The 25,926-nt window shown below is 44.2% G+C and carries 29 protein-coding genes; all 29 read right to left on the reverse strand.

What is annotated here, in order from left to right; all coding sequences use genetic code 11:
- A partial coding sequence (locus DFQ00_RS30070) for a collagen-like repeat preface domain-containing protein (protein WP_110894384.1) occupies window positions 1–2,134 on the reverse strand: 2,134 nt, incomplete at its 3' end.
- Window positions 2,135–2,321: 187 nt separating this feature from the next.
- Window positions 2,322–3,716 carry an ATP-binding protein gene (locus DFQ00_RS03940; protein WP_174812107.1) on the reverse strand — a complete coding sequence of 465 codons (1,395 nt, stop codon included), beginning with the start codon at window positions 3,714–3,716 and terminating at the stop codon, window positions 2,322–2,324.
- A gap of 55 nt (window positions 3,717–3,771) precedes the next feature.
- Window positions 3,772–4,488, reverse strand: coding sequence for a response regulator transcription factor (locus tag DFQ00_RS03945; RefSeq protein WP_110894386.1), 717 nt, complete (start codon window positions 4,486–4,488; stop codon window positions 3,772–3,774).
- 141 nt (window positions 4,489–4,629) lie between these two features.
- Window positions 4,630–5,892, reverse strand: a complete 1,263-nt coding sequence (gene ccsA, locus DFQ00_RS03950; RefSeq protein WP_110894388.1) for a cytochrome c biogenesis protein CcsA — start codon at window positions 5,890–5,892, stop codon at window positions 4,630–4,632.
- Window positions 5,889–7,562 (reverse strand): cytochrome c biogenesis protein ResB, encoded by a 1,674-nt coding sequence (gene resB / locus DFQ00_RS03955; RefSeq protein WP_110894390.1) that lies wholly within the window; start codon window positions 7,560–7,562, stop codon window positions 5,889–5,891. Before resB ends, ccsA begins: the two co-directional genes overlap by 4 nt.
- A 14-nt stretch (window positions 7,563–7,576) precedes the next feature.
- Window positions 7,577–8,104, reverse strand: a complete 528-nt coding sequence (locus DFQ00_RS03960; RefSeq protein WP_110894392.1) for a redoxin family protein — start codon at window positions 8,102–8,104, stop codon at window positions 7,577–7,579.
- 136 nt (window positions 8,105–8,240) lie between these two features.
- A complete protein-coding gene (locus DFQ00_RS03965) occupies window positions 8,241–8,990 on the reverse strand; it encodes a pseudouridine synthase (RefSeq protein WP_110894394.1) in 750 nt (249 codons plus the stop codon).
- Window positions 8,991–9,124: 134 nt separating this feature from the next.
- Complete coding sequence (locus DFQ00_RS03970; RefSeq protein ID WP_110894396.1) at window positions 9,125–9,946, reverse strand: S1 family peptidase; 822 nt, start codon at window positions 9,944–9,946, stop codon at window positions 9,125–9,127.
- Window positions 9,947–10,073: 127 nt separating this feature from the next.
- Complete coding sequence (locus DFQ00_RS03975; protein WP_110894398.1) at window positions 10,074–10,607, reverse strand: spore maturation protein; 534 nt, start codon at window positions 10,605–10,607, stop codon at window positions 10,074–10,076.
- A gap of 6 nt (window positions 10,608–10,613) precedes the next feature.
- Window positions 10,614–11,240, reverse strand: a complete 627-nt coding sequence (locus DFQ00_RS03980) for a nucleoside recognition domain-containing protein (protein WP_110894400.1) — start codon at window positions 11,238–11,240, stop codon at window positions 10,614–10,616.
- Between the two features lie 81 nt (window positions 11,241–11,321).
- Window positions 11,322–12,506 carry a D-alanyl-D-alanine carboxypeptidase family protein gene (locus DFQ00_RS03985; protein WP_110894402.1) on the reverse strand — a complete coding sequence of 395 codons (1,185 nt, stop codon included), beginning with the start codon at window positions 12,504–12,506 and terminating at the stop codon, window positions 11,322–11,324.
- A gap of 180 nt (window positions 12,507–12,686) precedes the next feature.
- Window positions 12,687–13,490, reverse strand: a complete 804-nt coding sequence (locus tag DFQ00_RS03990; protein ID WP_110894404.1) for a sigma-70 family RNA polymerase sigma factor — start codon at window positions 13,488–13,490, stop codon at window positions 12,687–12,689.
- A 73-nt stretch (window positions 13,491–13,563) separates the two neighbouring features.
- On the reverse strand, window positions 13,564–14,208 hold the full coding sequence (locus DFQ00_RS03995) for a lytic transglycosylase domain-containing protein (RefSeq protein ID WP_146236095.1): 645 nt from the start codon (window positions 14,206–14,208) through the stop codon (window positions 13,564–13,566).
- Window positions 14,209–14,286: 78 nt separating this feature from the next.
- Window positions 14,287–14,505, reverse strand: coding sequence for a hypothetical protein (locus DFQ00_RS04000; RefSeq protein WP_110894408.1), 219 nt, complete (start codon window positions 14,503–14,505; stop codon window positions 14,287–14,289).
- Window positions 14,496–14,936 (reverse strand): hypothetical protein, encoded by a 441-nt coding sequence (locus tag DFQ00_RS04005; RefSeq protein ID WP_110894410.1) that lies wholly within the window; start codon window positions 14,934–14,936, stop codon window positions 14,496–14,498. Before DFQ00_RS04005 ends, DFQ00_RS04000 begins: the two co-directional genes overlap by 10 nt.
- Before the next feature lie 97 nt (window positions 14,937–15,033).
- Window positions 15,034–15,351, reverse strand: coding sequence for a hypothetical protein (locus tag DFQ00_RS04010; RefSeq protein ID WP_146236096.1), 318 nt, complete (start codon window positions 15,349–15,351; stop codon window positions 15,034–15,036).
- A gap of 205 nt (window positions 15,352–15,556) precedes the next feature.
- Window positions 15,557–16,120, reverse strand: coding sequence for a sigma-70 family RNA polymerase sigma factor (locus tag DFQ00_RS04015; RefSeq protein ID WP_110894414.1), 564 nt, complete (start codon window positions 16,118–16,120; stop codon window positions 15,557–15,559).
- Between the two features lie 573 nt (window positions 16,121–16,693).
- A complete protein-coding gene (locus DFQ00_RS04020) occupies window positions 16,694–17,110 on the reverse strand; it encodes a Na-translocating system protein MpsC family protein (protein ID WP_341866249.1) in 417 nt (138 codons plus the stop codon).
- A gap of 175 nt (window positions 17,111–17,285) precedes the next feature.
- Window positions 17,286–17,477 carry a hypothetical protein gene (locus DFQ00_RS04025; protein WP_110894418.1) on the reverse strand — a complete coding sequence of 64 codons (192 nt, stop codon included), beginning with the start codon at window positions 17,475–17,477 and terminating at the stop codon, window positions 17,286–17,288.
- Window positions 17,446–17,769 (reverse strand): hypothetical protein, encoded by a 324-nt coding sequence (locus DFQ00_RS04030; RefSeq protein ID WP_110894420.1) that lies wholly within the window; start codon window positions 17,767–17,769, stop codon window positions 17,446–17,448. The genes DFQ00_RS04025 and DFQ00_RS04030 overlap by 32 nt, the downstream gene beginning before the upstream one ends.
- A 78-nt stretch (window positions 17,770–17,847) precedes the next feature.
- Window positions 17,848–18,768, reverse strand: coding sequence for a PH domain-containing protein (locus tag DFQ00_RS04035; protein WP_110894422.1), 921 nt, complete (start codon window positions 18,766–18,768; stop codon window positions 17,848–17,850).
- 14 nt (window positions 18,769–18,782) lie between these two features.
- Entirely contained in the window at window positions 18,783–19,178 is a 396-nt protein-coding gene (locus DFQ00_RS04040) for a hypothetical protein (RefSeq protein ID WP_110894424.1), read from the reverse strand.
- Window positions 19,175–19,735 carry a hypothetical protein gene (locus DFQ00_RS04045; RefSeq protein WP_110894426.1) on the reverse strand — a complete coding sequence of 187 codons (561 nt, stop codon included), beginning with the start codon at window positions 19,733–19,735 and terminating at the stop codon, window positions 19,175–19,177. Before DFQ00_RS04045 ends, DFQ00_RS04040 begins: the two co-directional genes overlap by 4 nt.
- A gap of 13 nt (window positions 19,736–19,748) precedes the next feature.
- A complete protein-coding gene (locus DFQ00_RS04050; protein WP_110894428.1) occupies window positions 19,749–20,540 on the reverse strand; it encodes a hypothetical protein in 792 nt (263 codons plus the stop codon).
- A gap of 15 nt (window positions 20,541–20,555) precedes the next feature.
- Window positions 20,556–21,509 (reverse strand): hypothetical protein, encoded by a 954-nt coding sequence (locus tag DFQ00_RS04055; RefSeq protein ID WP_110894430.1) that lies wholly within the window; start codon window positions 21,507–21,509, stop codon window positions 20,556–20,558.
- 3 nt (window positions 21,510–21,512) lie between these two features.
- Window positions 21,513–22,595 (reverse strand): hypothetical protein, encoded by a 1,083-nt coding sequence (locus DFQ00_RS04060; RefSeq protein WP_110894431.1) that lies wholly within the window; start codon window positions 22,593–22,595, stop codon window positions 21,513–21,515.
- An 11-nt stretch (window positions 22,596–22,606) separates the two neighbouring features.
- The gene (locus DFQ00_RS04065; RefSeq protein WP_110894432.1) at window positions 22,607–22,960 is read right to left on the reverse strand and encodes a hypothetical protein; all 354 of its coding nucleotides are present in this window, start codon (window positions 22,958–22,960) and stop codon (window positions 22,607–22,609) included.
- Between the two features lies 1 nt (window position 22,961).
- Window positions 22,962–24,728 carry a hypothetical protein gene (locus DFQ00_RS04070; RefSeq protein ID WP_110894433.1) on the reverse strand — a complete coding sequence of 589 codons (1,767 nt, stop codon included), beginning with the start codon at window positions 24,726–24,728 and terminating at the stop codon, window positions 22,962–22,964.
- 54 nt (window positions 24,729–24,782) lie between these two features.
- On the reverse strand, window positions 24,783–25,916 hold the full coding sequence (locus DFQ00_RS04075) for a hypothetical protein (RefSeq protein WP_110894434.1): 1,134 nt from the start codon (window positions 25,914–25,916) through the stop codon (window positions 24,783–24,785).
- Window positions 25,917–25,926 lie beyond the last annotated feature (10 nt).

Below are 25,926 nucleotides of genomic sequence, written 5' to 3' on the forward strand. Positions count from 1 at the left end.
GATAGGTCGGCGCAACCGCCGGATCAAATGCAACGACGCCCGTTAAGCCCACACCCGTCGCTCCTGTTGGGCCCGTTGCTCCAGTCGAACCTGTGCTGCCTGTAACACTCAAGCCAGTGGCTCCCGTTACTCCTGTTGCACCCGCAGCTGCCAGTAACGTGTAATCTGCAGAGGTGCCTGGCGTTCCCGCTGGTGATGCCACATTTGCAATATATGTGCCGCCATTATATGTCACGATCTGACCTGCTGGATAGGTCGGCGCAACCGCCGGATCAAATGCAACGACGCCCGTTAAGCCCACACCCGTCGCTCCTGTTGGGCCCGTTGCTCCAGTCGAACCTGTGCTGCCTGTAACACTCAAGCCAGTGGCTCCCGTTACTCCTGTTGCACCCGCAGCTGCCAGTAACGTGTAATCTGCAGAGGTGCCTGGCGTTCCCGCTGGTGATGCCACATTTGCAATATATGTGCCGCCATTATATGTCACGATCTGACCTGCTGGATAGGTCGGCGCAACCGCCGGATCAAATGCAACGACGCCCGTTAAGCCCACACCCGTCGCTCCTGTTGGGCCCGTTGCTCCAGTTGACCCTGTTGCTCCGACTCCAGCAAGTAACGTGTAATCTGCCGAGATGCCAGGTGTTCCGGTTGGCGAAGCTACATTCGTAATATACGTACTTCCGTTGTAGGTGACTACCTGACCTGCTTGATATGTCGGTGCTACGGTCGGATCAAACGCTACTGAGCCGTCCAGACCAGCTCCGGTGGCTCCTGTCGCCCCCGTTGTACCTGCTCCTGCAAGCAATGTATAGTCTGCTGAGCTGCCAGGAGTTCCGGTTGGCGAAGCTACATTAGTTATATATGTGCCGCCATTATATGTCACAATCTGTCCCGCTGGGTATGTCGGCGCCTGAGCTGGATCAAACGCGATGATACCTGTTAAACCAACTCCCGTTGCCCCTGTCGCACCCGTTGGTCCAGCTCCAGCAATTAATGTATAATCTGGCGAGCTTCCCGGCGTTCCTGTTGGTGAAGCCACATTGGTAATATACGTGCTACCATTGTACGTCACCACTTGACCCGCTGCATACGTCGGTGCTTGAGCAGGATCAAATGTGATCGAGCCACTCAGCCCTGCCCCGGTTGCCCCCGTTACTCCTGCCGAAGCGATCAAGGTGTAGTCTGACGATATACCCGGTATACCTGTCGGACCCGCTACACTGGTAATATATGTGCTGCCGTTGTAAGTAACGACCTGACCCGCAGTATAGCTCGGCGCAAAAGCAGGATCAAATACCACAGATCCAGAAAGACCAATGCCTGTTGCTCCCGTTGCTCCTGTTGGTCCTGCAGCAAGTAACAAGGTGTAATCCGGTGAACTCCCAGGTACACCCGTAGGTCCATTCACATTAGCCACATACAAGCTGCCATTGTAGCTGACAACCTGACCTTGGGCATAAGTGGAGCCAGCAGCAGGGTTAAACGTGGTAATATTGTTCAAACCTACGCCTGGAGCACCGGCTGGCCCTTGTATGCCTTGCGGACCCGCAGGGCCGACTGGTCCGACCGGACCCACTGCGCCTGCTGCACCCGCTGGCCCTCTCGCTCCGGGAACACCAGGCACACCTGGAACTCCTGGGACACCCGGAGGTCCTGCTGGCCCTGTTATGCCAGCGTCAAGAGTCGTTGTTGCTCTGCTTAATGAGATGGATGTGGAACGAGTTAACCCGACCAGCCGATCTTTGACTGCCGGTGGAATCTCCAGTAGCAAGGTGACACTCAGCAGATCATCCTGCAGATTTTGCAAGTTACCTGCCAGATTGGTCAAAGGAACAGGAATGACCTCAGAAGAGGCAATGGTCAACTCCAATACAGCTTGAAGCTCTGCCTTCACAGCCGCTCGGAACTCAGATTGATTCACAAATGTAAGTAACTGACGAAGTCCATTCTGTAAAGCAAGTATATTGGCTGCGGTAGGCTGACTAATGGCAGCTGGAATCGTTACAGCAAGAGAACGAAGAATAGATTCATATTGCTCCAGTTCACTCGCAGTTATCGGAATAAACGGTGATCCCGCTCGAAATGATCTGCCTTCCAAAAATGCTTTGATGTTTACTCTTTTTCGTCCTTCGGACATGTTTGATTCAATCCTCCTTTGGAATCTTCTTTTTCAAGCTTATGAAGGAGGTGAACAAAAATTATCTTGGACATATTTTTATAGTAAAAAAAGAGCTGTTTTCCTTGTTCCACGTTGAACAAGATTAAACGGAAGACTTCAACAAAAAACACCCTCCATCAGAGGGTGTTTCGGCATTTTTTGTTACCTATTTCGAAGAATCTAGAGGAAATTGTAAAATAAACTCTGTCCCTTCTCCAAGTACACTATTCACTTGAATCGTACCTTGATGAGCATCTACAATATTTTTGACAATAGCCAGTCCCAGACCCGTTCCTACACTTTCTCCTCGAACACGAGCTTTGTCTGCTTTGTAAAAACGCTCAAAGATGAACGGTACATCGGATGAAGGAATACCCACACCCTGATCCTTTACACACACTCTGGCAAAAGACGTTCGCATATGGGTGATCCGTTCAACAGAAATAACTACACTTTTACCTTCAGGTGTGTGCCTAAACGCATTATCCAGCAAATTCGTAAACACCTGTTCGAGCCGATCCTCATCGGCCTGCTGAAGTGAAATCTCCTGCTTGCAATCAAACTGAAGCTGAATTCCTTGCTCCTTCGAGCGTACCATAAATTTCCGATAAATGCGTTCGAGGAGCTCGCCAAGTTCAACTTCCCTCATGTTCATATCTGTATGCCCTGCATCCATGCGTGCAAGATCCAACAGATCCTTCACCAGTCTGCCCATACGCAGCGATTCATCATGAATGACCTGAATCAGTTCTTCACTCTCTTCCGGCGAGGTTGCCATGCCGTCCAGTAGCGCTTCGCTGTATCCCTGCATCATGGACAAAGGTGTACGAATCTCGTGAGATACGTTGGCAACGAAATCACGCCGCATTTTTTCCATTTTCACTTCTTCCGTAACATCTCGCAAGACAGCAACCGCCCCGCGAACAACGCTATCTGCATACAGCGGAGCCATCTGAACAGACCAAACCCCTTGTTGCACATGCACGTTGGAACTCTGATCACCACCCTGCTCCATTACCAATCTGAATAACGGAACAAGCGGCTCCGGTACATCGCGAGACGGCTTGCCAGCAGTATATCCTTCCAGACTTCCATCCTCCTGAGCCCAGTCAAGAGCATACCAAGCCTGCATAATTTTCTCGCCAGGCGGATTGGTCAGAATCACCTTGCCTTCGCCATCAAACGTAATTACGGCATCAGTCATACTCCTTAGCACGCTCGCCAAATGTTCCTTCTCATGGTTCAAATTCCGGATCGTATCCTCCAGTTGTATAGCCATGTGATTAAACGTGTTCGCCAGTTCACCGATTTCGTCATTAGTACGAAGAGAGAGCCTCATGCCATAATTGCCTTTTCGGATAGCATTCGCCGCCTGAATCAGTTGTTGCATAGGCTGTGTAATTTTGGTGAATAGAAACAGCGCAAAAAAGGTTGTTAAACTGAATCCAACGATACAAATATACGTAAACAGCCTCTTGATGTCTCTGGATTCCGTTTCTGCAAAGTTGGTATCAATATAGGGCAACAAAAATAGACCCAGCGCTATAAGAACACAACCCACAAGGCATATGATCGTAATCCATAACTTCCCAACCAGTGATCTCCAGAACGCAAAACTATTTCGGTACTTCCAGTTTATAACCGACACCCCACACGGTTGTAATCATCGCCGCCGATTCAGGGGATACCTTGTTCAGCTTCTCACGAAGTCGTTTCACATGGGTATCCACGGTACGAAGATCACCGAAAAATTCATAATTCCATACGTCCTTAAGCAGCTCTTCTCTGGAGAAAACTTTGTCAGGCGATGTTGCCAAATAATGCAACAATTCATACTCTTTGGGAGTTAAGCTGATCTCTTCGCCGCCCGCAGTCACCCGGTGTGCATCATGCTCAATGACCAGATGTGGAAAAACGATGTTGTTGCTTGAATTACTCTCTTTGGACAAATACGCCGTTGCCGATGAGCGGCGCAGAATGGCCTTCACACGATAAATAACCTCACGAGGACTAAACGGCTTAACGACGTAATCGTCCGCGCCTACCTCAAACCCTTGTACTCGGTTAATCTCTTCCCCTTTGGCAGTAAGCATCAATACAGGGGTCGATTTTACTTGACGTAGCCGAGTGCACACTTCAACACCATCCATGCCCGGAAGCATAACATCCAGCAGAATAAGGCCGTAATCACCTGCGGTTGCTTTGCGAAGTGCAGTTTCTCCATCCTCTGCTTCGTCAATTTCATAGCCTTCTTTTTCAAGATACATTTTCAAAAGTCTGCGGATTCTTTCTTCATCATCAACGACCAGTATTCGATTCTCATGTTCCGACATGCTACTCCAGCCCCTTTGCAATAACTCCTCAATCACTTCTATTATGTTCGATCCTGCGAACAATATTTGAATACCCTGTTTGTTTAAAAAGGGTACATCATGAATTTACCGCTGGTGTGTCCCTCATGTTCATGGACTCTACTAGTCTGCTCCAGCGTAGGAATGCAATCCCGCAATAATCAGGTTTACGCCGACCAGCGTAAACATCACCACCAGAAAACCCAGCACCGCAAGCCATGCAGACTTCTGACCCTGCCATCCTTTAGATAAACGCAAGTGCAAATAAACACTATAATAAAGCCACGTAATTAATGCCCATACCTCTTTTGGGTCCCAGCCCCAGAAACGACTCCAGGCAATCTGTGCCCAGATCATGGCAAAAATAAGAGCTCCCAGTGTAAAAATCGGGAATCCGATAGCTATGGCACGATAACTGATCTCATCCAGGTCATCAGCATCAATTCCATTCATCATTGGCTGCAACGCTTGTCCAAGCGGTCTGCGTACAATTAAACGAATAATACCATATAAAATCAAACCTACAACAATAGACCATACCACCGTGTTCAGCTTACGTCCTGCATTGACTCCATTCATCCAGGAAGGCGTTTCAAGTAAAGGCTTTTTCATCCCGAGAAACGGTTCCATGCTCTCCACTTCGCTATTGTATGGAGCAAAAATAGGAGGCATGCGATAAATCACTTTCTCTATTGTACTATTTCCCTCTACCTCTGTGTCAATGCCGACTGTTTTCTGTACAAAAACAGCCTCATAACCAGCGGAGCGGAAGGCAAACACTGTTCCAATAAATCCAATAACGACAACAATTGTAATCAGCGTAAACTCCACCCAGCCGCGTTGACGGCGCGAGGTCTTGTCTTTCCCGCTAAAATCCACCGTACGAAGCAGATACATAAATCCAGCGGCAAAGCCCACTGCGAAGAATGCCTCACCAAGCGCTGCAAGCGTAACGTGTATTTTCAACCAGATGGACTGTAATGCCGGGATCAAGGGTTGAACTTCCTGAGGAAATACAGCAGCATAGGCCATAATAATAATCGTCAGCGGAAGTGCAAACAAACCCAGCAAAGACTTGCGATAAATAGCGTACACCACTATAAAGGCAACCATAATCATCATGGATAAAAAGGACATGAATTCATACATATTGCTTACCGGGATGTGACCTGCTCCAATCCACCGGGTTACGAAGAAAACAAGATGTCCTGTCAACGCTACTGTAGATGCAATAAATGCACGCTTGCCCCAGCGATTCATATGAGCCAGCGGATCACGATTACTCCATTTCTTGCCCATTACCGCAACGGCATACAATAAAAATGCAGCACAATATAGGAAAAAAGATACGATAAATGCATCGCTGCTGAAATCCAGTATACTCATGCTTGGTTCCCCCCGTTATCCAACGACTTCTCATGCACTTCCAGATTCATTTGTTTCAAAATACCGGCAACTTCCCGCCGGAACCCAAACCAGTTCTTGTTGGTGTGCCCACCCAGCGTAATCCGCTCATCGTCAAATCGAATCCAGATCCGGCGATGATGCCAATAAAAGCCCATCACAAGCCCCAGCATGACTATGCCTGCGCCTACCCAAACAAACGGCATCGCTTTATCCACACGTATATTCAGATAACTCACTGACTGGATTAGATCAACTTTATCCATGCTGTCGACCTCCAGCTGCAATGGAAGCTCTCCACCTACAAGCTGACGATTAATTGCATCCTGCTGAAAGCGCTGCTTGTCGATTTGTTTGACAAAGTACAAATATTGAATGCCCTTCTCGGGCAGATCAGGCCCTTCCATATGGAAAAGAAATGCAGGTGCGTTTGGCGAAGGAGACTTGGATTTAGGTACCCCTTTATCGTCCAACGCAAAATCCATATATTTCTCTTTGACCGTCAACCTATAAGGTCCGACCTCGAAGTTACGCTGTGTATCCATCATATCAACCTTCAAAGAGCCGTATACCTCACCGGTTTTGGTATTAACCAGATCAGGAGTAACCGAGCGTATCGTTGGTGTCAGATCATAATCAAACTGGTACGCCTTCAGGCCGTGGTAATTGAGTGGATGATTGACACGTACATCGTGCCTAGCAACCTCAGTGAGCTGAGGTTTTTTGGACGGATCAGAGCAATCGGCTGTACATTCATACAAAACGACCTTGGTTTCAAACAATTTGGGAACCGTTTTATTCAGATTTTTGAATTGCTCTGGTATCTCGTCATCACTGTAAAATTCCACATTAAACTTCTCATTTTTCAGATACATTGACGTATTTGGAATCTTTTTAATCTCGCCCTCCGGGAAAGCAACATGCTCATCGAGATTCAGGCCTGGAAGCCCGCGTGCGAGCACAGCCAGCAGGAAAATAATTAGCCCGATATGGATGACATATGGGCCCCACCGACTGAAGCGCTGCTTTTCCGCAAGCAATGCGTCCCCCTGAGTGTGCACACGATACCCCTTCTTGCGCAGCGGAGTAACCGCTTTCTTAATCCAATCTTCGGGGGCCTCATCAATCGAGCCCTGGTACACCAGACGCTGTCTTGTCAGGAATTGCAGATGCTTGCGGATTCGCTGCTTGTTCAGCGCTTTGTATAGTGGAAGTACGCGATCCAAGCTGCAGATGACAAGCGAAGCCCCGATCAGCACGAGCAGCAAAATAAACCACCAGGATTCATATGTATGAGACAGGCCCAGCAGATAATAGATATGACCTAACTGACCATAGGTCTCTTTGTAATAAACGGAAGGGTCCATGTTCAGAAAGGTGCTCTCCTGCGGATAGATTGTGCCCAGCATGGAGCCAACCAAAGTGAGAACGATCATGTAAACTGCAACTTTAACGGATGAAAAAAAGTTCCATATGCGGTCGATAATATTGGGATTACTGCGCTGTGAGCGCCGCGCCATACCGTCATAACGCATCTCAAGCACTTCATTCGATTGAGCCTCTGTCTCCAGCAAAGGGTTGCCACAGGCTTCACATAATACTGTTCCTACCGGATTCTGATGTCCACACTCACATTTCGTATTTTGAAACACGAATAGACCTCCTGTCAGGGCTGCTTCGCCAGTTGTGAAATTTGAGCGTCAAGTGTACCCAGGTCCAATTGTCCGATGTGAATAGTGGAGATTTTGCCCGTATCAGATACAAAAAACGTTGTTGGCATCGGAGAAATTCCGAAATCCCGAACTGAATTTTTGGCCCTGTCCAGCATAATCGGGAAAGTCACTCCCACCTGCTGCACAAAATTTTCTACCGTCATCTGATCTTCTCCAACGTTGATTCCGACAAATTGAACACCTTTGTCTTTCCATTTGTCAGCCTGAGCCTGTAATGCAGGCATTTCCTTCACACAAGGCTCACACCATGTGCCCCAGAAATTAATCACCATCGCTTTCCCTTGATACTCATCAGACGTATGAACTTGACCATCCAGGCCCAGCAGTTCAAAAGAAGGGGCTTGATCCCCTTCTTTTGGCTTGCCGTTCGAGCCGGATACCGATGTCGTAATCGCGTACCCGCCCAACACCAGGATCAAGCATAAAATAACGATTTGCACCGTTCTTCTTGATTTCCCCATGTGCTGACTCCCCTTTTTAATGACGATTTCATTCGCTCATCTGTTTAACACAGAAAACTGTGAACATCCTATGAACAATTATAGCGAATTTCGTCACAAAACTGCGGCGGTTTTATGAAAATTATGTGTCCTCACATTACCTTTTTTTCATTTTTTTGGCGGGTTCGGACTTAGCCAGTGTAATCAGGTTGTTAACTTCCTCTTTGGTCAGCTTACGCGTTAACCCACGTTTCAGGTTTTGCAGTAGAATGCCACCAAAAGAAATCCGCTTCAGGCGAATAACTGGATGGTTGATGGCCTCAAACATACGTCTGACCTGGCGGTTTCGTCCCTCATAAATCGTAATAGAGATAACAGCCTCATTCGCCGCTGTATCTACATCCTTGTACTCCACTTCCGCTGGTGCTGTCATGCCATCCTCCAGCATAATTCCGTTTTTGAGCTTGTCCAGCGCAGAACCATGCGGTACACCTTTAACTGTTGCCAGATACGTTTTGGGCACGTGATGTTTCGGGTGGGTCAGCAAATGGGCAAATTCACCATCATTCGTAAGAATAAGCAGTCCTTCCGTGTCATAATCCAGACGACCTACGGGATAGACACGCTCTTTAACCCCTTTCAGATAGTCGGATACAATTTTCCGTCCTTCCGGGTCTGATGCACTTGTAATAACCCCCTTCGGTTTATTCAGCATCAAATACACTTTGTTCTCACTGCGGATCGGTTTGCCATTAACCGTAATCATATCCTCTTCGGGGTTCGCTTTCGTACCCAGTTCGGTTACGACCTCCCCGTTAACTTCCACTTTGCCGGACAGGATCAGTTCCTCACTCTTGCGGCGGGATGCAATGCCTGCCTGTGCAATAATTTTTTGTAATCTTTCCATGTTTGTCATGTCACCTCACACTAATGATACCCATCCAAACGGGAAATCACAAGGATTATCGTTTGCATATGAAAAAAGGCTACCTTCGCTCGACCGCTTTCGCTGCATCGCACAAAGGTAAACCTCTTTCGTTTTTAGGATACAGTTACTTTACCTTCAACCACCACAGGCTTCTTGGCCGGAGTTGCAGCTTCTTTGATAAACGCCTGTAATGTCTTTGAAGTAATAAAATACGTCCGTCCGCTATAAACAAACGTCATCATACCGACAACCTGATTGTTTTGGTTCAGCACCGGTCCACCCGAATTACCTTGAGCCATCGCTTTGACGATGCTACCAATGCCAGATTGTCCTGGCACATCTGTCGCTTGCGAACTGAACACTCGACTTTTGGCAATCGTATTGTAGGTTGAAGGGAGCTCATCATCTAGAATTGTGAGGTCACCAGCAGCATTTTTAGGGAATCCGATGGTGTACACCAGTTGATTATCTTTGGCATTCGCAAATGTGACAGGTTCAGCATCAATCGCTTTATCCAGCTTGAGCAGAGCCATATCCGTTACCGGATCTGTTTTAATGATTTTTGCTTTAATAGACTGATTCGGCGCACCCGGACTGGCTACAGTAAGCGTGCCCTCATCACCAGCAGGTAGTTCGGCAAAGTCCTGCACAACATGATAATTGGTTAGCACAACGTCTTTGGATATCAGAATAGATGTGCCTACATCGTAATAAACCATATCGGGATCTTTTGCTTTAATTAGACGAACATTCACCACCGGAAAAGAATCGGCAGTCACAGCCATTTTAGCTCGCAATGATGTGTCGAAGTATCCGTTAAATTGTATCGTTTGCTCGGCTTGGGCAGCCGCTAACCCTGTGGGACCTGCAAGCAGTCCCATCGCCAGCATACTTGTCATCCCCAAATGGAGCATTCGTTTCCAACTCTTATGCATGTCTCACTCTCCTCCGTTATCATTCTAGCATAACTAGTATATCGGAAGGAAAGGAGCACTAGATTAGGACGTTTCGGAGAACGATGAAGGCGACAGATTTTGCTGAATCTTCGTCTCAAGACACGTCCTAGCCAAAAACAATTAGACATATCGCAAGCGCTGCAATAAATCCAACAACGTCCGAAAACAATCCAACTTTGAGCGCGTAACGGCCGTTGCGTATGCCCACCGCGCCGAAATAAACCGTCAATACATACAATGTGGTATCTGTACTGCCCTGAATGGTCGATGCCATCCGGCCAATCATGGAGTCAGGTCCATACGTTTTGATTAAATCCGTTGTAAAAGCAAGCGAGCCCGTCCCGGTTAACGGACGTAGAATGCCCAGAGGAAGCACCTCTCCCGGTACACCCATCCAGGATACGAGCGGAGTGAACAGACTAATGACATAATCTAGTGCCCCTGAGGCTCGGAATACACTGATGGCAACCATCATACCTACCAGATGCGGGATAATGCTGATCGCAGTCGAGAAGCCGTCCTTGGCCCCATCAACAAAGGATTCATAGACCGGGACCTTTTTGGCAAACGCATATAATGGAACAAACGCGATAATAACCGGGATGGCCCAGACGGAAATCCAGTTAATGAAGGTTAACAAGGCTGCTCATCCTTTCATGCCGGAATTGCCGCTTGAAGTTATACGCGGCGGTCTGCGTAACGTCCTGTTTCGATACCAGCGATCAGCCATAATGGCAGCCAGTGTTGCAATGATGGTGGCCATTAAGGTGGTGCCTACAATCTCTGTCGCATTGGCTGAGTGATAGTTCAGCCGAATCGCAATCAATGTCGTCGGTATTATCGTAATACTGGCTGTATTCAGAGCCAGCAATGTACACATGGCCGGGGAAGCTGTCTGTTTGTCCGGATTAAGTTCCTGAAGTTGCTGCATAGCCTTGATGCCCATCGGTGTGGCTGCATTGCCGAGTCCGAGCAGATTGGCACTCATGTTGGATAGTATGTAACCCATTGCCGGGTGATTTTTCGGAACATCAGGAAACAGAAATCGCACAGCAGGTCCAAGCAGCTTCGCGATCCGCCCAAGGAGGCCGGCATCTTCGGCCATTTTCATCATGCCCATCCAGAATACCAGCACACTAATCAGGCCAAAACATACAGTAACCCCTGTTGCCGCACCGTCGAACGCTGCTTGAGTGACAACCTCGATCTTCCCGTTTATGGCTGCAAAAGCAAAACCGATTAATATCATCATAAGCCAGATCAGATTAATCACTGCATCATGCCTCCCCCTTCACAGCAAAGTTCAAGCTGTTCTTTAGTTTTGTTCTGATCAAAGTCAAGGACACGATTTGTTTTAGGGTGATAACAATCTGCTGAGCACAACTTTCCATGCAGATAGCCATGTTGTCAGAGCCCCGACACGGCCTAAAGCTGCCTCTTCCACTTTGGGCTCTGGCGGGATATAGCTGCCTTTGCGGTACACCGGGATAGAACCGACAACTTCACCATGCAACTGCATGTCAATCCGCCCTGCCAGTCCAAAGGATGGATTGGTTGTTGCTTCACTCCCGCCTGCTTCAGCCTGTGAACGCTCATCAAGCAAAACCAGCTTTTTGGTTAATGCCTCCTGCTCCCCTTGAGCCAGCGGATATTTGAATCCGCGTCCGGTGACAAGCTCCATATTTTGTAGCGGCTGCTCATGTTTTGCAATTTCAACGAGCGGGAAGTGTTCGAATCCAAAATCCAGCATTCTGGCATGGTCATTCCAATCATCTCCATCATTCAGCGTTACTGCCGCTAGCTGCTGCCCGTCCCGAGTAGCCGAGCTGACCAGACAGCGGAAGGCTTTTTTGGTATACCCTGTTTTCACCCCGTCTGCACCGTCATACAAACGAAGCATTTTGTTTTTGTTATGCCATGAATATTCCCAGCTTTCATTCGGATTTGGTGCAGATTTGTTCTCTGTTGCCACGATGCGCTTGAACACCGGGTTATGGAGCGCATACGCCGTTAATCTGGCCAGATCATTCGCTGTAGAGTAGTGTCCCTCTGCGTCAAGTCCATGCGGATTCATAAAATGGGAACGGGTTAAGCCGATTTCTTCCGCCTTTTTGTTCATAAGCAGCACAAACCCCTCCTCCGACCCACCCACATGCTCTGCAATCGCAGAAGCAGCATCATTCCCTGATCGAAGCATGAGACCATATAACATGTTCTCGAGTGTCATCTGCTCACCAAGCTTGAGGTAGAGCGAAGAGCCCTCCTTGGCAAAAGCTGACGGCGACACCTTAACTTTGTCATCCAGTTTACCTGCTTCAATTGCAACGATAGCCGTCATAATTTTGGTCAAACTCGCAATACGCAGCTCCTTGTCCCCATCTTTACTGTACAGAATCCGTCCTGATGTGACATCAATCAGCGCTGCACTCTGCGCATGGGTTGAAGGGGTAGTAACTGCCTGCACCTGCGATGCTCCCATAGTTGAAAAGAGCACCACAGGCATTAGCATACCGACAATAGCCTTCATTAATTTTCGCATCCACATTCCTCCGGGTCGCTTGGAATCTTGTACTATCCTATGTTCGGACAACCTGGAGTATGTCCCTCATCGACGAAAACAGCAAAAATCCCTCTTCCACCAAGGTGGCCGAGGGAGAACAAAGGCTACTTCTCAACTTCTATAATGAATGTAAAATCTATATATTAAACGATTTTATATCTATTTGTTATCCGATTGATTCAGCATTTTGGCTACTTTTCTCATAATTCTGGACACCTTCATCTGACTGATGTCTTCCATATCAGCCGTTTGTGTCTGATTAAATCCATCTACCCGATGTTTTAACACCGCTGCCTCTTGCTCACTTAGTTTTCGTTTTACTGATTCAAGCACAGCATCAACATACATTTTATCCAGAATATCTTCTTCAATATTTTCTCCACTATAGATCGTATCCATCAAGGTTACGGATTGAGGATACTGATCGTCTGTTCCTACCGGTTCATCCAGATATTTGACACCCTTACCGATCTGAAGGGCCTTGTTCACTTTTTCTTCTTCTTCATCAAGCAAAATAGCAATGTCATGTGCAGTTGGAAGATACCCCATATCATACTCCATACGATTAATTCGATGAATTAATTCAGTGGCTGTACGTGTTGGACGAATGATGTTGGCACTATCCCTTAAAAAACAACGTATTTCTCTGACGATGGCGGTAACTGCAAATGAACTAAATTTCACACCACGGTATGTATCGAAAGCTTTCACAGCTTTCAAAAAGCCTAAACGACCTAGCTGAAGAATGTCATCCTTTTCGACACAGTGATTTTTAGTTAATAGTTCAGGTTTGCCTATATATTTATGGACGGAGTGCCAGATTAAATTTTCATTGACGACGATGCAATCTCCAAGAAATTCTTCATCGGTCTGACAGCGTTCAATATTATGTATTTCATCCATACTGTAATATTTTTTGTTTTGCTCAAGGTTATTATGAATGTATTCAGAATATTTCCCCATGTGAATCTCCCTATTTACGAATCTATAAATTTGCATTTACTATCTTTACATTGTTCTATATGGATTAGAGTTACTAAAGCGCCTCAAGCAACTCTTTCATCTTTGAATAGTGCTTATTAACCTGATTATAGTACCAGCTACGTGCTTTACCCCGATCTACATTACCTTCGCCCTGATTGTAAGCTATGGTCGCCTTACGAAGATTTCCGTCGTATTTATTCAGCAAGTATTGCATGTAACGTATGCCTGTTTTAATATTGGTTTCCGGCTCGTACAATTTGCTCTTGTTAACTCCGAGCCATTTCGCTGTACTCGGTATAATTTGGAGCAGACCAATTGCTCCGTCAGAAGATACACTATCTTCAATCATACGACTCTCCTGCCACATCATAGCGATAATCCATAAAGGCTCTATCTTAGAATCTTTCGTATACTGTTCTACCCAATTCACATAACGTTGCAGTTCTGCCTCTGCAATAGATTTCTCATGCTGTAATTGTATGTATCCTTGTATCATCTGAACGAGGTCTGACTGCGGAGCTTTTAAAGCCCTTATATCTGATGAACGAATAGAAGAACTGGCATTCTGCTCTTGTGGTGTGTTCAAAATCACCGATTGTTGGGATCGTTCAACAACGTTTACCCTTTTAACATTTTCCTCGGGCGGCAGATGATTCTGCCATATCACATAACAGATTAGTAGGACCCCTACACTCATAGCTTTGTTCCAAATGAGCAAAAGAGAGTCCACCTCCTTTCTGAAAATCACAAGTCATGTATTCTACATGTATAGGCATTACTGCTCTTCATTTAATTCACTTGGTTGATAAACAATGATGGCTGTATACTGTATCTCGTTAGTGCCTGGATGAGTTACAGTGCCCATTTCAATCCCGCATACAAACATCAATGGGTAGGTGCTTAGCCATGTATTCATCATTCGTTCCAACTCAGCTGATATGGACGACTCAAACATTTTCACAGCCAGATCAGAAGCATAGTTATTTACCTGCATGGCGTGTCATCCAGTACGGTGTTACAGGCTTCATCTCCATCATTTGATAAAGCTATTTTTTCATTGCTATCCGCAACCAAGGACTCTTCTTCCTTCTTCTCATCAATGAGCTTGTTGAACTCTTCTTCGCTTAATTCAAACAGTTCCAGTTCAAATGCAGTTGTAAGAATATAACCCATACCATCGGTTAAATGAACATTAAAATACGTTTGTGGTTGTTCACTGAAATCCCCATCCTCATAGTTGAAACCAATGACGGCCTTTTCATAGCCAGCTACAATACCTGCAAACCAAACGTTCGCTTTGGTCGTTGCTCCGGTAGGTGTTTGAACCTCATGAATATTAGTCGGTGCATGAACATACTTGCCAATCATACTTGCTACGATGGCTTCGGTTAATGTATCTGATTTTGCTTTAATAATTTGTGTCATGAGTACATTCCTCTCTTATCTTATTGGCGGTTCTTTGTGTTATAAGCTCTATACGTAGAATTTCCTACAAAGTTAAGAGTGGGGTTCGAGACTGAATCTAACTCTGACTTATTAGCATATAATGTTTCTGCATATGCTGGATGGCGCTGCTCAATTCCACGACTTGTTTTGAAACAAATGAATCTATTAATGGCTCACTAGCTTGAACTCCCACACCCAGAATGAATTTATGTTGTTTGAATGCTTGATGCATTACAACCACTTCCGTACACGAAAAGCCAGTCCTCTGGAGATTAACTAGAACAACATCCGCCTGATCAACCATCTTATCAACGATCAAGGCATACTCCCTGCCACTCAAGCTCGAAGAAGCTGAAGTATCAGGAAATGCCCAAGCAATCTCAGGAATATTCACAACGTCCTCCATCCGAAATCCCAATACTATAACACTAAGCATGCTATATCGCTCCAATCTTTGCACAATGATACATTTTCTATACGAAATAAAAAACACCCTGTTAAGGGTGTTGCTTGCTCATATGAAATATATGTAGGTGTTCAATCTAAGGTTATTATTCCGTAAGGCTATGCAATCTAGGCTATTAATTGCCACTATGTAATTAAAGCGCTTCGTATTTAATGCGAATCCCCTTCCATATTTGTGATATCCTCGCCTTGGATACCCCCATCAATGCTGCAATTTCTACAAATTCATACCCTGACGTTCGAAGTTTAAAAATCTCTTTCTCACGTTCATTCATGCCCATATTTTCCATGATATCGGTAAGAAATTCGAAGTTCTCATAAGCAAATCCGGTATGCCCCAACACCAGAGCCATATCTCCCCCATCACCTTCATCTCCACCATGATCCGTGGTTATAATCTGTGCCGCATTCACCACACTAAGGTTTTTCTCAGATGTACATTTACGATACATATCCTTGATTTTATTATCAATTAAGTGATCTACAAAGGTTGACATTTTGGCTTTATCAGCATCGTACTTCTCTAACGAATGAACCAGTTTGATCAAAATTTCTTGAGTAACATCCTCTTTCTCCATTCCAGCGAACGTTTTCCCTCGCAGCTTGTGACGACATTTCTCCTGTGCTTTGTTCAGGAACATATCAATATCCCCTATTTCAAATAAAGCATCAAACCCCATAGCAGTTGTAGCTGACATTATATTTCTCCTCCAGTAACAAAATAATGATCAGAACATAAACTCGTTTTACCAATCTTCCTTCGGCAACCTAAAAAGATCTTCCCTGCTTCTACTGAACATATGTAGTTATTGCTACTCCTTAAAGTCAGGTCATGTCTAATCTAACAGCACTTGAATACAACCTTCGTTTGATCCGCCTCCCTCTGTCATGAAGTTACATTAAGGATAACAAATACGAACTAATGTTCGCAACTTATTTTTACTTGTGTATCTCTCAGTCTCTTTTACACTCTTTATACGAAATAAGATGTGTAAGGTAAAGAGCTCCAGAATAAAACTAAAAAGACCAACACAGAGCGCACCACTGGAAAATACCAAAATGGTGGAATGTGTCGGTCTTGGTCTGACTTCATATTTCGTTCCAATTACCGAGAGTATGGTCTTCATCGCATAAAAAGAATACAGGCTTCATCAAGATTATTAATCTATCCAATCGCCATAAGGGTAGTATAAGGAAATATGTAGGATAATGTCAACAAAAAAATGGTTCCCTAGTACCTGATTGCGATTATTTGAGCAACCTTGTAGTTCTCAGGGCATGTTTATCTCATCGTTTTTCAGCAAAACCTCAATATCTTTATTCATTTTGAAAACCGTCACTTGCTCCGTAAACTCAGGGCCAAAGAACGTCGTTTCGACTTCTTCAATGCTTAACCCCATATGAATAAAGGAGAAGACAGGATTGAAATTTTCCTTCATCATGAGCGCAAGCTTCATTTTATAATCAGCGAAAACTTCGCTTTCATGTGAATGCATATGCTCCAGCATGAAGGTCTCCGGCTTGGTGAATTTTGCTGTAAACTTCAAGATGATGAAATGGTTCATGATGGAAACCCTGGTGTCTACCGGCCCGCGTTCTGTAATGTTTTTTCTAACTCTCGATGTAAGTTTGGCGAGCTCTCTTTCCAAGTCCTTTATTTCAATGTTTCCATCCCCCCCTTGCCTCAACTCCCGGCCTTGTACTGCCCCGAATACATGAATTCAACCTAATTTAATCAAAAGTCGTTATACAAGACAAGTTTCCTGTAAAATCATTAAACCAGCATCCACTCATCTTTAGATGAAAAAGGAATAGCCCCCAGATCTAGGCTGAGTTCTATCCCTTCTACATATGATTATTGTGTTATACGTCTCCTGAATCTTCCAGTTTCAATAAACTAAATGCTACCAGATGGAGAGCAGCCTGAGGACCATACTCGTGTTCAATCTGTTCCATTGCTTCTTCTGTTGCTCCCACCAGATCCTCCTTATCCGAAATCATTTCGGTGGTCACAATCTGCTCCTTATTCAGTGCGAAGGTCAGTCTGTACAGCATCAGTTTCCACCTCCCTGGAGACCAGCTCAATATTCCGAATATCCGTCAAATCAATGATATGTACCATTTCAGTAGTATCTTCAAGCGTAATCGATTTACCTTCATTTTTATGTTTAGTAAACAAACGACGGTACTCCTGCTTCACTTCATCTGCAGTTAGTGGAATTTCTCGAATGACCTTATCTGAATCCTTTTCTTTCTGTTGCAGTCGGGGATTATCCTCAATCCAGATAATTGATTTCTTTTTCCCGCTGCCTTTGAAATAAAAATGCGCTGTTAGTTCAATGTTCATTCTGTAATTCCTCCTCTTCACTACTCCCTCTATACGTAGAGCTCAAAATAAGGTTAATAAGAAAAAGGATAGTTTGGACTATCCTTGATATTTCTTTACAGCAATTCGATTCCCTAGTGAATCGTATATATAGCTAAATTTAGTCTGCATCGGCGTGGTTCCCATGGCGGTTATGGACTTGGCAACCATTCGGCCCTCCGTATCATATTGATAGATAACATCTAGCAACCCCGGCAACTGAACAAACGCCTTACCATCAAATCGGTAAACCTCACCAACGGGAATGACCATTAATGAATCATTCTCTGCATAATCATCTGTAGACGGTGGCAAAGTCCAAACCGGCTCTCTGACGGACTGCTCCGTGTAGTTGTCCGTGACCACTTGTCTTATAATTCTCCCCTGCTCGTCAAAAGCAAAATAAGTAAAAACATCTGCGTAATCCACTAAATCGCTATAAACTTCCCATGAATCTATGGAGCGAAGTTTGCTGCGCTCCTCTCTGGTCATGCTCACATGATCCTTGCCATCAACAATCATATCAGCACTATGGATATCGGGATGTATATAGTGATTGGCGCTAGGCTCTATATTGGAGAGTTTTATTCGTTCTTCTCGAGTCATAACAACTCTAATGTTACCATCAGTCAACATATCAGCATCATGCGTATCTGGATGAGTATAAACCACTGTTTTGGTTCCGTTAAGAATGATGGCTCCATTTTCTGTATGATTAGATAACCGATCCCCACCAGCTTTAACATAAGCGAGACCATCATAAGTATATAGTGTTGGTTCATTTTGATTCCCAATGTCCTTTTGTACCATATACACTCGTCCATTATCACCTTTGGTTGGAAGCTCAGACTTTAACTTAACCGAAGCTACATTACCGATAGAAAGTGCTTCCATTCTGTTATCCAAAGTCATATAAGAATCTCTGGCTTCTCTGACTTCACGTTCTACTTTTGCGGCTTTGCTGTAAGAAACAATATCCACGGAATTCCTCCTTTCTACCTTGTCGTCAGACCAGTGACCTCTATATCGAAGTGCGATACATCTGTTCCTAAATTTTTCAACGACATATGAAGTGTCGAAGTTTCGTCTATGTCCGCGTATGGAAGATCAATCATGTCATAGATACCCTCTATGAAATTCCCCGTAGAATACTGAGCATTGTTAAAATAAAGTACATCGGGGCTTGGTCCAGCACTGTTTAAAACTTGAACTTCTACATTGGTTTCCCTCGTTGGAACAACCCTGATCGTTTTGATCATAAATCGAGGGTGCTCCATAGGAATATGGATAAACGCCTTTGCTCCTCCATCAACATGCTCTACTTTTTGTACAAATGAAACGGGTAGCAGCACTTTTCTCATCTCCTCCATTAGCTCCCAGCTTCGATTCAAGTTCCTTCCCTCCTAACAGGAATATGTGTATCCGGATAACGGCGCGGACGCAGATGCTTCATTGATCCGATCCCGCTACCATCATAGGACCAATCCCCCCATGTTTTGCCCTGCAATGCCACTTGCCTAACAGGTATTTTGACTTTAATGCACCAGTCCATGCCTGGATCATTCTGCTTCACTTTTACACCTTTTATCGCATTTCTAATTACGCCTGTACCACTCGATTTAGTCGGTATTCTTTCGAGTAATATTTTGTTATTCTCGATAGCGCTTCCCGTCACTGTTCTCATGCCGTGTGCATACTGATCAGAAACGTATCCAATTAACGGGTCCTCATGTGTGTCCATCACTCTCCATGTGCCCCACCGATAGTTATCTGAGGATATAGCTTTGGTGAACAGATTGCCTACAGAAGTTATGATCTCTTTGCCCTCATAAGCCGATGGAGCAGATTCCAGATCGTAACCGTTCTGGTACAAGTCCTCTGACTTACTTAGTGTGAATAGAGTACCACTTGCGGCAGGACCTGCGATTTTCCCCTCAAGCACACTCATGTCCATTCACCGCCTAATCCATTAGAACTGAAACAGTGGCACCTGATAAGAAACTTTGACCACCAATAGACAGAGAATATACTTTATAGGTTTTAGTCCCTACCTTTATCTCATCCCCATGCGATACTCCCGCTGAAGGAACAGTAAAAATATCAATAAGCTCGCCCCTAGGACCTTCAACACCATTACACATAATCACTGGAGCCATATGATAGAGTGAACCCCAACCCGGGTTGACCGGCAGCATTACAGAATATGCATCATAGATGTTGTTCACCATTCGTTTATCTTTATCTCTTAACGTCTGTATGCCATTGTCACCGTTATAACTTAGCCCTACCCCTAGACTGGAGGAATCACTTTCTGCTGCATAACGATTCAGAATACCAAAATATCCAAGATTAGAAATACCAGTAACCGAGTTCACATCCCCCTGCAAATAGATAATGATACGATTCGGTTGCACTGAGACGTGATAATCAATTAAGAGATTTGTATCCACAGCTCTGGTATGACATAGAAAATCCTTTTTAATCTCTGATTTCCCGGCAGGAACGCTGCCATCCGATGCTACAACATCCTCTAACACACTGATAGTCAATTTATTTCCTGTCGTTTCTTTCGTATTTCCAACTTCAAGTCTAAAGAATAACTTATCTGAACCGCTTGTTCCAACGGATTTCAAAATGATTGCACTAGCCCTTTCATAGTAAACAGACCACGGTGAGCCCGTAATCGTTTTAAAGCCTTGAACAATATTTGCAAATAACTCATTCATTTTTACCTTGCCCGCAAAATTCGCCATTTGTATCAACACCTCCTATATTTGAAAAAGCAATGCTCTCTGTCCTCCACCAAGCAGCTTGGCGCCATGGAAAAACTTAGGTCTCCCATAGACCGGTACCTGGTTCGTATTGTAATAATATCGACCGGTATCTGCATTGGGGTAGTCCTGATCCATAACATGGAATACATAATATTTCCCGTCTTGTCCCAAATCGAGAATAGATCCGTCCGGGTGCTGCACACTGTTTTTAAATACAATAGAACGTATGCCTTTGAGTTCTCCTCTTGCACCCTCTAATGGATGATAGACCATAAAAGGCGTGACATAATACCTGGAACCAACACCTGGAGAAGGAATAGATTCTGTGCCAAAGTTGTAAAGAGTGTATTCAGTACCATTCCGCGAGGCCATCACTACACCTCTTGGTGTATCATATTGATCGGCAGCGTTGTTATCTGAATAGGCAAAAGGCATATGTGGGAATACACCGTAAAATTTACTCGCAATAGCCGGATCCTCCTTTTCTATCGCTTCGCATTTGCCCAGGAAAATCCGAACGGGATACGCTCTTTCAGGATAATTCAAGCTCTCCCCATGAATGAACACCATATCCTCATTTGTAATGACGGACCACTTGTAATTCACGTTGTACTGACCATTATGGCACATGAAGGGCGTTTCCAATAAAAATTTATCGATATCCGCAGGAGGATTTATAAATAGATCAGGCAAAGCAACACTGCCCCCTTGATTTTTCAGTCCCCAACGAACATTCACACCTCTGGCATGAGCCACCACACACATCGTAAACCGCATATATGAACTTTTCGTATTCGTTAATAGAACGTTTCCCCAATTCGCATAAGTCGTTTCGGCTGTATATAAAGTTTCCCAATACGGATCCAGTGCATTTTTAAGTGTGCTGGCCAGTGTCGTCGCAAAAACGCTCAAGGTGCAAGTAAACTCGTATCTTCTGATCATCGTCATCGATCACACCTCCTTCTCTATTTCGAACAGCAGCACTCTTTGCCCACCACCGAGAAGAAGGGGAGAATCAAAGAAGTAAGGTTGGCCAGCGTATGCCGTACCATTCGTTGCATAGAATTGCTGATTAGCAGCAGGATGTGCTTGATTCAATGCATGAAAAATATAATATCTTTCATCTCCCAGATCTAATATCGACCCATCGGGATATTTGCTGGCATCACGGAGAACTGCAGTTCGTATACCGTGAAATTCCCCTCTTGCCCCCTCTGTCTCATGCCATACGTAAAATGGTGAGATAAAGAATCGGCCACCCACACCTGGTGAAGGAACCTGCGAACTTGTGGCAAAATGATATAACGCATTAGGTGTCCCATTTCGAGACGAACGCATGTATCCTCGTCCTGTCCGGAACTTTAACTCATCATCATTGTCAATCATGCCATGGGGAAAGTGTGAAAAAATCCCTACACTATCATCTGCAATCAACGGATCTTCTTCTTCAAATGCCTTAATCTTTCCTAAATACATTCGGAAGGGATAGGCCACATTCAGGTTGGTCTGAGGTTCACCGTAGATAAAGATATAATTCTCGGAGATAAACAAATTCCATTTCCAATAGACATTTACTGCTGTATGTACGCGTTGATAGTCTCCAGAATAAACAGAATTATAGTCCATAGTGTGAAATGGGACTTCAGATATTGCACCAAGTTCCTTGTACAAATCAGGTATTATTGTTACTCCATTATTTTTTAGCCCTGTTCTTAAAACATAATTTTTTGAATATGCTCCCCGACTATTATCAGATGCATAAGTATAACTAGATGAATTCATAGAAATTGTGAAAAACAAATTAGAATCTCTTAAGTTTTTCGCGGTGATAGTTCCTTGATTAGCTATGCTGTTCAATCCAGTATTCCAAGATTTGGGCTGAGCATATGTATTAGTTGTACTATAAGTCCATTCCCAATGGATATCTCCATACAAATCCTGTGTTACTGTATCATAGAATGTCTTGATAAACGTCGAACAATAGGAGTAAAACTCGTAACGACGCAAAGCGCCCAAAAGTATATTTTCAGCCATACCCAGTCCCCCTATGCACCAAATCTCATTCTCATATCATTTAAAATATGTTCCTTGATTGCCGAGAGTAGAATAGCTTTGGTCATCTCACTTCTCTCAACTAATTCATGATTTATCTCTTTTTTTTCCTCGTTGCCTAAGAATGTATCAACTGCTTGATCAGTCTCTGCGATTTCCTGAATCTCATGTAATCCTTTTAATGAAGGCAAAAACTTATGCGCAACACTATCAAAAAGAATATGGCTTTCAAAAGCAAAAATCAGAGTCTCGATCTCTTCCGTACTAAATGGCTCTTCATGATTACCCACTAACTTATCCATAATGGCATGAAGTGCAAATTTTACATCCTGCACTGTTCTCGTCATATTAGATCACAACCTTTCTGATTTTTACATGTTTAATATTACCGCTGCCGTCATACTCAAAAATTTTCTGGACACCCTGACCGTCATAGATCACCGTCTCAGTTTTCACTGTGCCGTCGGCATTATAAATAAAAAGGTTTTTTTTCAACAGCTGCGGTGTTTCTTCGGCAGTGAATATTTCCTCCGACTCGACATCCCCATTCGGAAAATAACGATACACAACATCCAACTCTAGCCCTGTGCCTTCCAAAAAAGTTAGTCTTCGCCGCAGATCGGTATCATCAAACGTTGCGCCTCCTTGAAGTACATAATAATCAGCACCATTGTTAACTTCACGAAGTACTTTTCCGGCAACATCCCGTTGATATTCAATCGTTTTAACCTGCCCGCTACTTTCAGTAATTTCTTGCTTTTCAAGAAGACCCTCTGGAGTATAAAAGTGCTCAATTTTTCGATTGATCCCTCCATGAATCTGTTCCAGGTGTACCTTTCCGTCCGGATAATAAGTGTAGTCTGTTGTCGATGTCGTATTAATAATAGAACCTCTGCTAATGACAGTGACCCTTGCTTCCTTAGGCACATCGAAAGTAAATCGAATTACTGTATCACTGTATTCAATGTAGTCGTCTCCCACATCCATACGGATACCATCTAGAAAAACTTCGGTTGAATTCGCACCGATCACATACCTTGGAATCTGAAAATCTCTAACCATCGACAACCTACTGTTAGGAGAAGAAGTGTAATGAAAAACAGATTGATGTTCTATCGTTCCGCGACTCTCAGCGAGTTCAAGACGACTTTGCATGTTATCCAGCCGATCCTTCAGAGCATCATAAACGACTCCGTTTTTATCTTGGCGTGATTGATTGACCTCTTCCGAAAACTTCTCCAGCTTTGGTTTCATTTCGTTAATTTTAGTTTCATGTTTAGCCACATCGGAAACCTGATCAGCAACAGTCGTTTCAAGTTCTGACACTCGCCCTCCAAGCTCAGAAATATCCTGCTCGACCGAACCTTTGGTTAAAAAGTACCTGAAATCAAGAGTAGTAAGAGAGGTTGTAGGCGAAAGACCAATATCAAGCCCGCCGATAATAATCGCATCCAGAGGTTCTTTCTGATCTGTGCTATGCGAGAATGTTCCATTTTCATGCAAAAAAATATAATATGTTGTGTTCTCTGAAATATCGGAGATTATATAAGTTTGCGAGAACTGATCTACAATAATTTTGTTAATACTGGCTCGCCCTGCATGAATGGTTACCTGTACACTATTGCTGCTACTAAGATAAACCGGATGAGATACACCCAGATCCTGAATAGATTGCTTGCCAGATAATTCAACTGAATTCTCCAAGGTATCTAAACGATGATGGAGAGAAGACTCTGCTCCCCGGGCCTCATCTATCTCTGTTTCAACCAGAGTTAATCTCTTCTCCTGATCCTTGTGATACTGGGCAAGTATGTTAATATCTGATCTTGCCATGAGAACATCCTGTTGAGCATCCTCCAGCCTTGTAGCATGGGATTTAACCTGGATTTCAACATCATGCAAACGCTGATCATGATTCGTTATCATCAACTGGTTCTCATTCGCAGATTTTTCTATAACACTAATTCGCTCGCCAATATCTACTGCTGAGCCTCTGGCTTTATCTAATTCTGCAAGATAAGAATCAATCTCATCATGAGTTCGAATCCCAATATCCACTAACTCCTTATGGCTCTTCGCAGATGATGTACGAGACTGGTTAATCCTTACTGACATTTGACCACCTCCATTCTTGCCTTATTGTATCTATACGTTATTCAATAATGAAAATTAAACATATGTTGAGTACATCTGAAGGGAAAATTTAACCTGGGAAGTATATCTGTCCTGGGATTCTTCACGTTCCATCCGCAACCAAAACGAATATAACTCTCCCGGTAAAATCTTAAACGCAGTTACAGAATAGCTGAATGCTCCAGGCATTCCATCGACATCGGGTGCAATCTGTACCTTGTCCATCCCATTCATAAGCTTAAACGTTACGTCTCTAAACTCTCCGGAGGCCATCGGGTTTCTCGCATACATCCGCACTTCCTGTACTCTGGAACCCCCTGTTGTTAAATAACCAAGAAAACGATCGGTGTTGGGATACAGAAGCACATCAAATTCTTCACCCGTTTCCGCGTTAATTTCCTTATAATACATGTCTGGTGTAACCTCAAATAACATTAGATCACCCTTGTAAAGCTTCATGGAACCCTGTCCCAGATATTGATTTCCGTCGACGAGTTTAACTCTGAAACTGCCCTCTAAGGGATAAGGATAAGTATCCATATTAAACTGTACTTCCGTCGCACTGGATCGACATACTCTGCTTTCCAATACAATACCATTCGAATCAAGTAACTCCACTTGGGTACCACTGGTCAAATTATCCAAATACACCGATGTGCTTCTATTAATTCGAACCTGTTCCACAATCATGGGATGGTCACCTTCACCTTTTAAGTAAAGACCAATCTTGGGAGCACCTGCTAGCTCGATAGAACCTATGATATGCCATACTAGACCATCATCTGACCAGTATGCAGAATAATAGTTATACTCTCGCATTAAGCGAATCCAGGGATAGCTCTTCAAGAGCGGTGTTGGTAGAGATGTATCCAAAAATTCTTCAATCTCCATGAAATTGTGCTCATCGATGAAAACAACAACACCACCGTAGCAGCCTTCCGTTTCGGGGTTATAATTGTTTTTGACATCCATTACGAATTGTTTTAACGCAGTCAATGGCTTGTAAAACATATATATCGGATCACTACCATGTTTAAGTGTTAGATGACCCTGCCCCGTTTCGTATCGACTGTCATCGCCAGGTAACACTTCCCAGTTCGCATCCAGACTATGACTTGTAAAAGAATCTTCGTATATTTTTCCAGATTCCTTTAGTCTCGCGACTCCCATGCTTATCCTC

Source organism: Paenibacillus barcinonensis (assembly GCF_003217495.1).
GTDB lineage: Bacteria > Bacillota > Bacilli > Paenibacillales > Paenibacillaceae > Paenibacillus > Paenibacillus barcinonensis.

Bases quoted from the DNA above. Each gene is read 5' to 3' on its own strand.
- DFQ00_RS04000 (WP_110894408.1), bottom strand. From the start codon at position 14,505: ATGCAGGTAAATAACTATGCTTCTGATCTGGCTGTGAAAATGTTTGAG.
- DFQ00_RS04060 (WP_110894431.1), bottom strand. From the start codon at position 22,595: ATGGCTGAAAATATACTTTTGGGCGCTTTGCGTCGTTACGAGTTTTAC.
- DFQ00_RS04015 (WP_110894414.1), bottom strand. From the start codon at position 16,120: ATGTCAGCTACAACTGCTATGGGGTTTGATGCTTTATTTGAAATAGGG.
- DFQ00_RS04070 (WP_110894433.1), bottom strand. From the start codon at position 24,728: ATGTCAGTAAGGATTAACCAGTCTCGTACATCATCTGCGAAGAGCCAT.
- DFQ00_RS04025 (WP_110894418.1), bottom strand. From the start codon at position 17,477: ATGCTGTACAGACTGACCTTCGCACTGAATAAGGAGCAGATTGTGACC.
- DFQ00_RS03960 (WP_110894392.1), bottom strand. From the start codon at position 8,104: ATGGGGAAATCAAGAAGAACGGTGCAAATCGTTATTTTATGCTTGATC.
- ccsA (WP_110894388.1), bottom strand. From the start codon at position 5,892: ATGAGTATACTGGATTTCAGCAGCGATGCATTTATCGTATCTTTTTTC.
- DFQ00_RS04055 (WP_110894430.1), bottom strand. From the start codon at position 21,509: ATGACGATGATCAGAAGATACGAGTTTACTTGCACCTTGAGCGTTTTT.
- DFQ00_RS04045 (WP_110894426.1), bottom strand. From the start codon at position 19,735: ATGAGTGTGCTTGAGGGGAAAATCGCAGGTCCTGCCGCAAGTGGTACT.
- DFQ00_RS03995 (WP_146236095.1), bottom strand. From the start codon at position 14,208: ATGAGTGTAGGGGTCCTACTAATCTGTTATGTGATATGGCAGAATCAT.
- DFQ00_RS04075 (WP_110894434.1), bottom strand. From the start codon at position 25,916: ATGGGAGTCGCGAGACTAAAGGAATCTGGAAAAATATACGAAGATTCT.
- DFQ00_RS03965 (WP_110894394.1), bottom strand. From the start codon at position 8,990: ATGGAAAGATTACAAAAAATTATTGCACAGGCAGGCATTGCATCCCGC.
- DFQ00_RS04030 (WP_110894420.1), bottom strand. From the start codon at position 17,769: ATGAACATTGAACTAACAGCGCATTTTTATTTCAAAGGCAGCGGGAAA.
- DFQ00_RS03985 (WP_110894402.1), bottom strand. From the start codon at position 12,506: ATGCGAAAATTAATGAAGGCTATTGTCGGTATGCTAATGCCTGTGGTG.
- DFQ00_RS04050 (WP_110894428.1), bottom strand. From the start codon at position 20,540: ATGGCGAATTTTGCGGGCAAGGTAAAAATGAATGAGTTATTTGCAAAT.
- DFQ00_RS04065 (WP_110894432.1), bottom strand. From the start codon at position 22,960: ATGACGAGAACAGTGCAGGATGTAAAATTTGCACTTCATGCCATTATG.
- DFQ00_RS04005 (WP_110894410.1), bottom strand. From the start codon at position 14,936: ATGACACAAATTATTAAAGCAAAATCAGATACATTAACCGAAGCCATC.
- DFQ00_RS03970 (WP_110894396.1), bottom strand. From the start codon at position 9,946: ATGCATAAGAGTTGGAAACGAATGCTCCATTTGGGGATGACAAGTATG.
- DFQ00_RS03945 (WP_110894386.1), bottom strand. From the start codon at position 4,488: ATGTCGGAACATGAGAATCGAATACTGGTCGTTGATGATGAAGAAAGA.
- DFQ00_RS03990 (WP_110894404.1), bottom strand. From the start codon at position 13,490: ATGGGGAAATATTCTGAATACATTCATAATAACCTTGAGCAAAACAAA.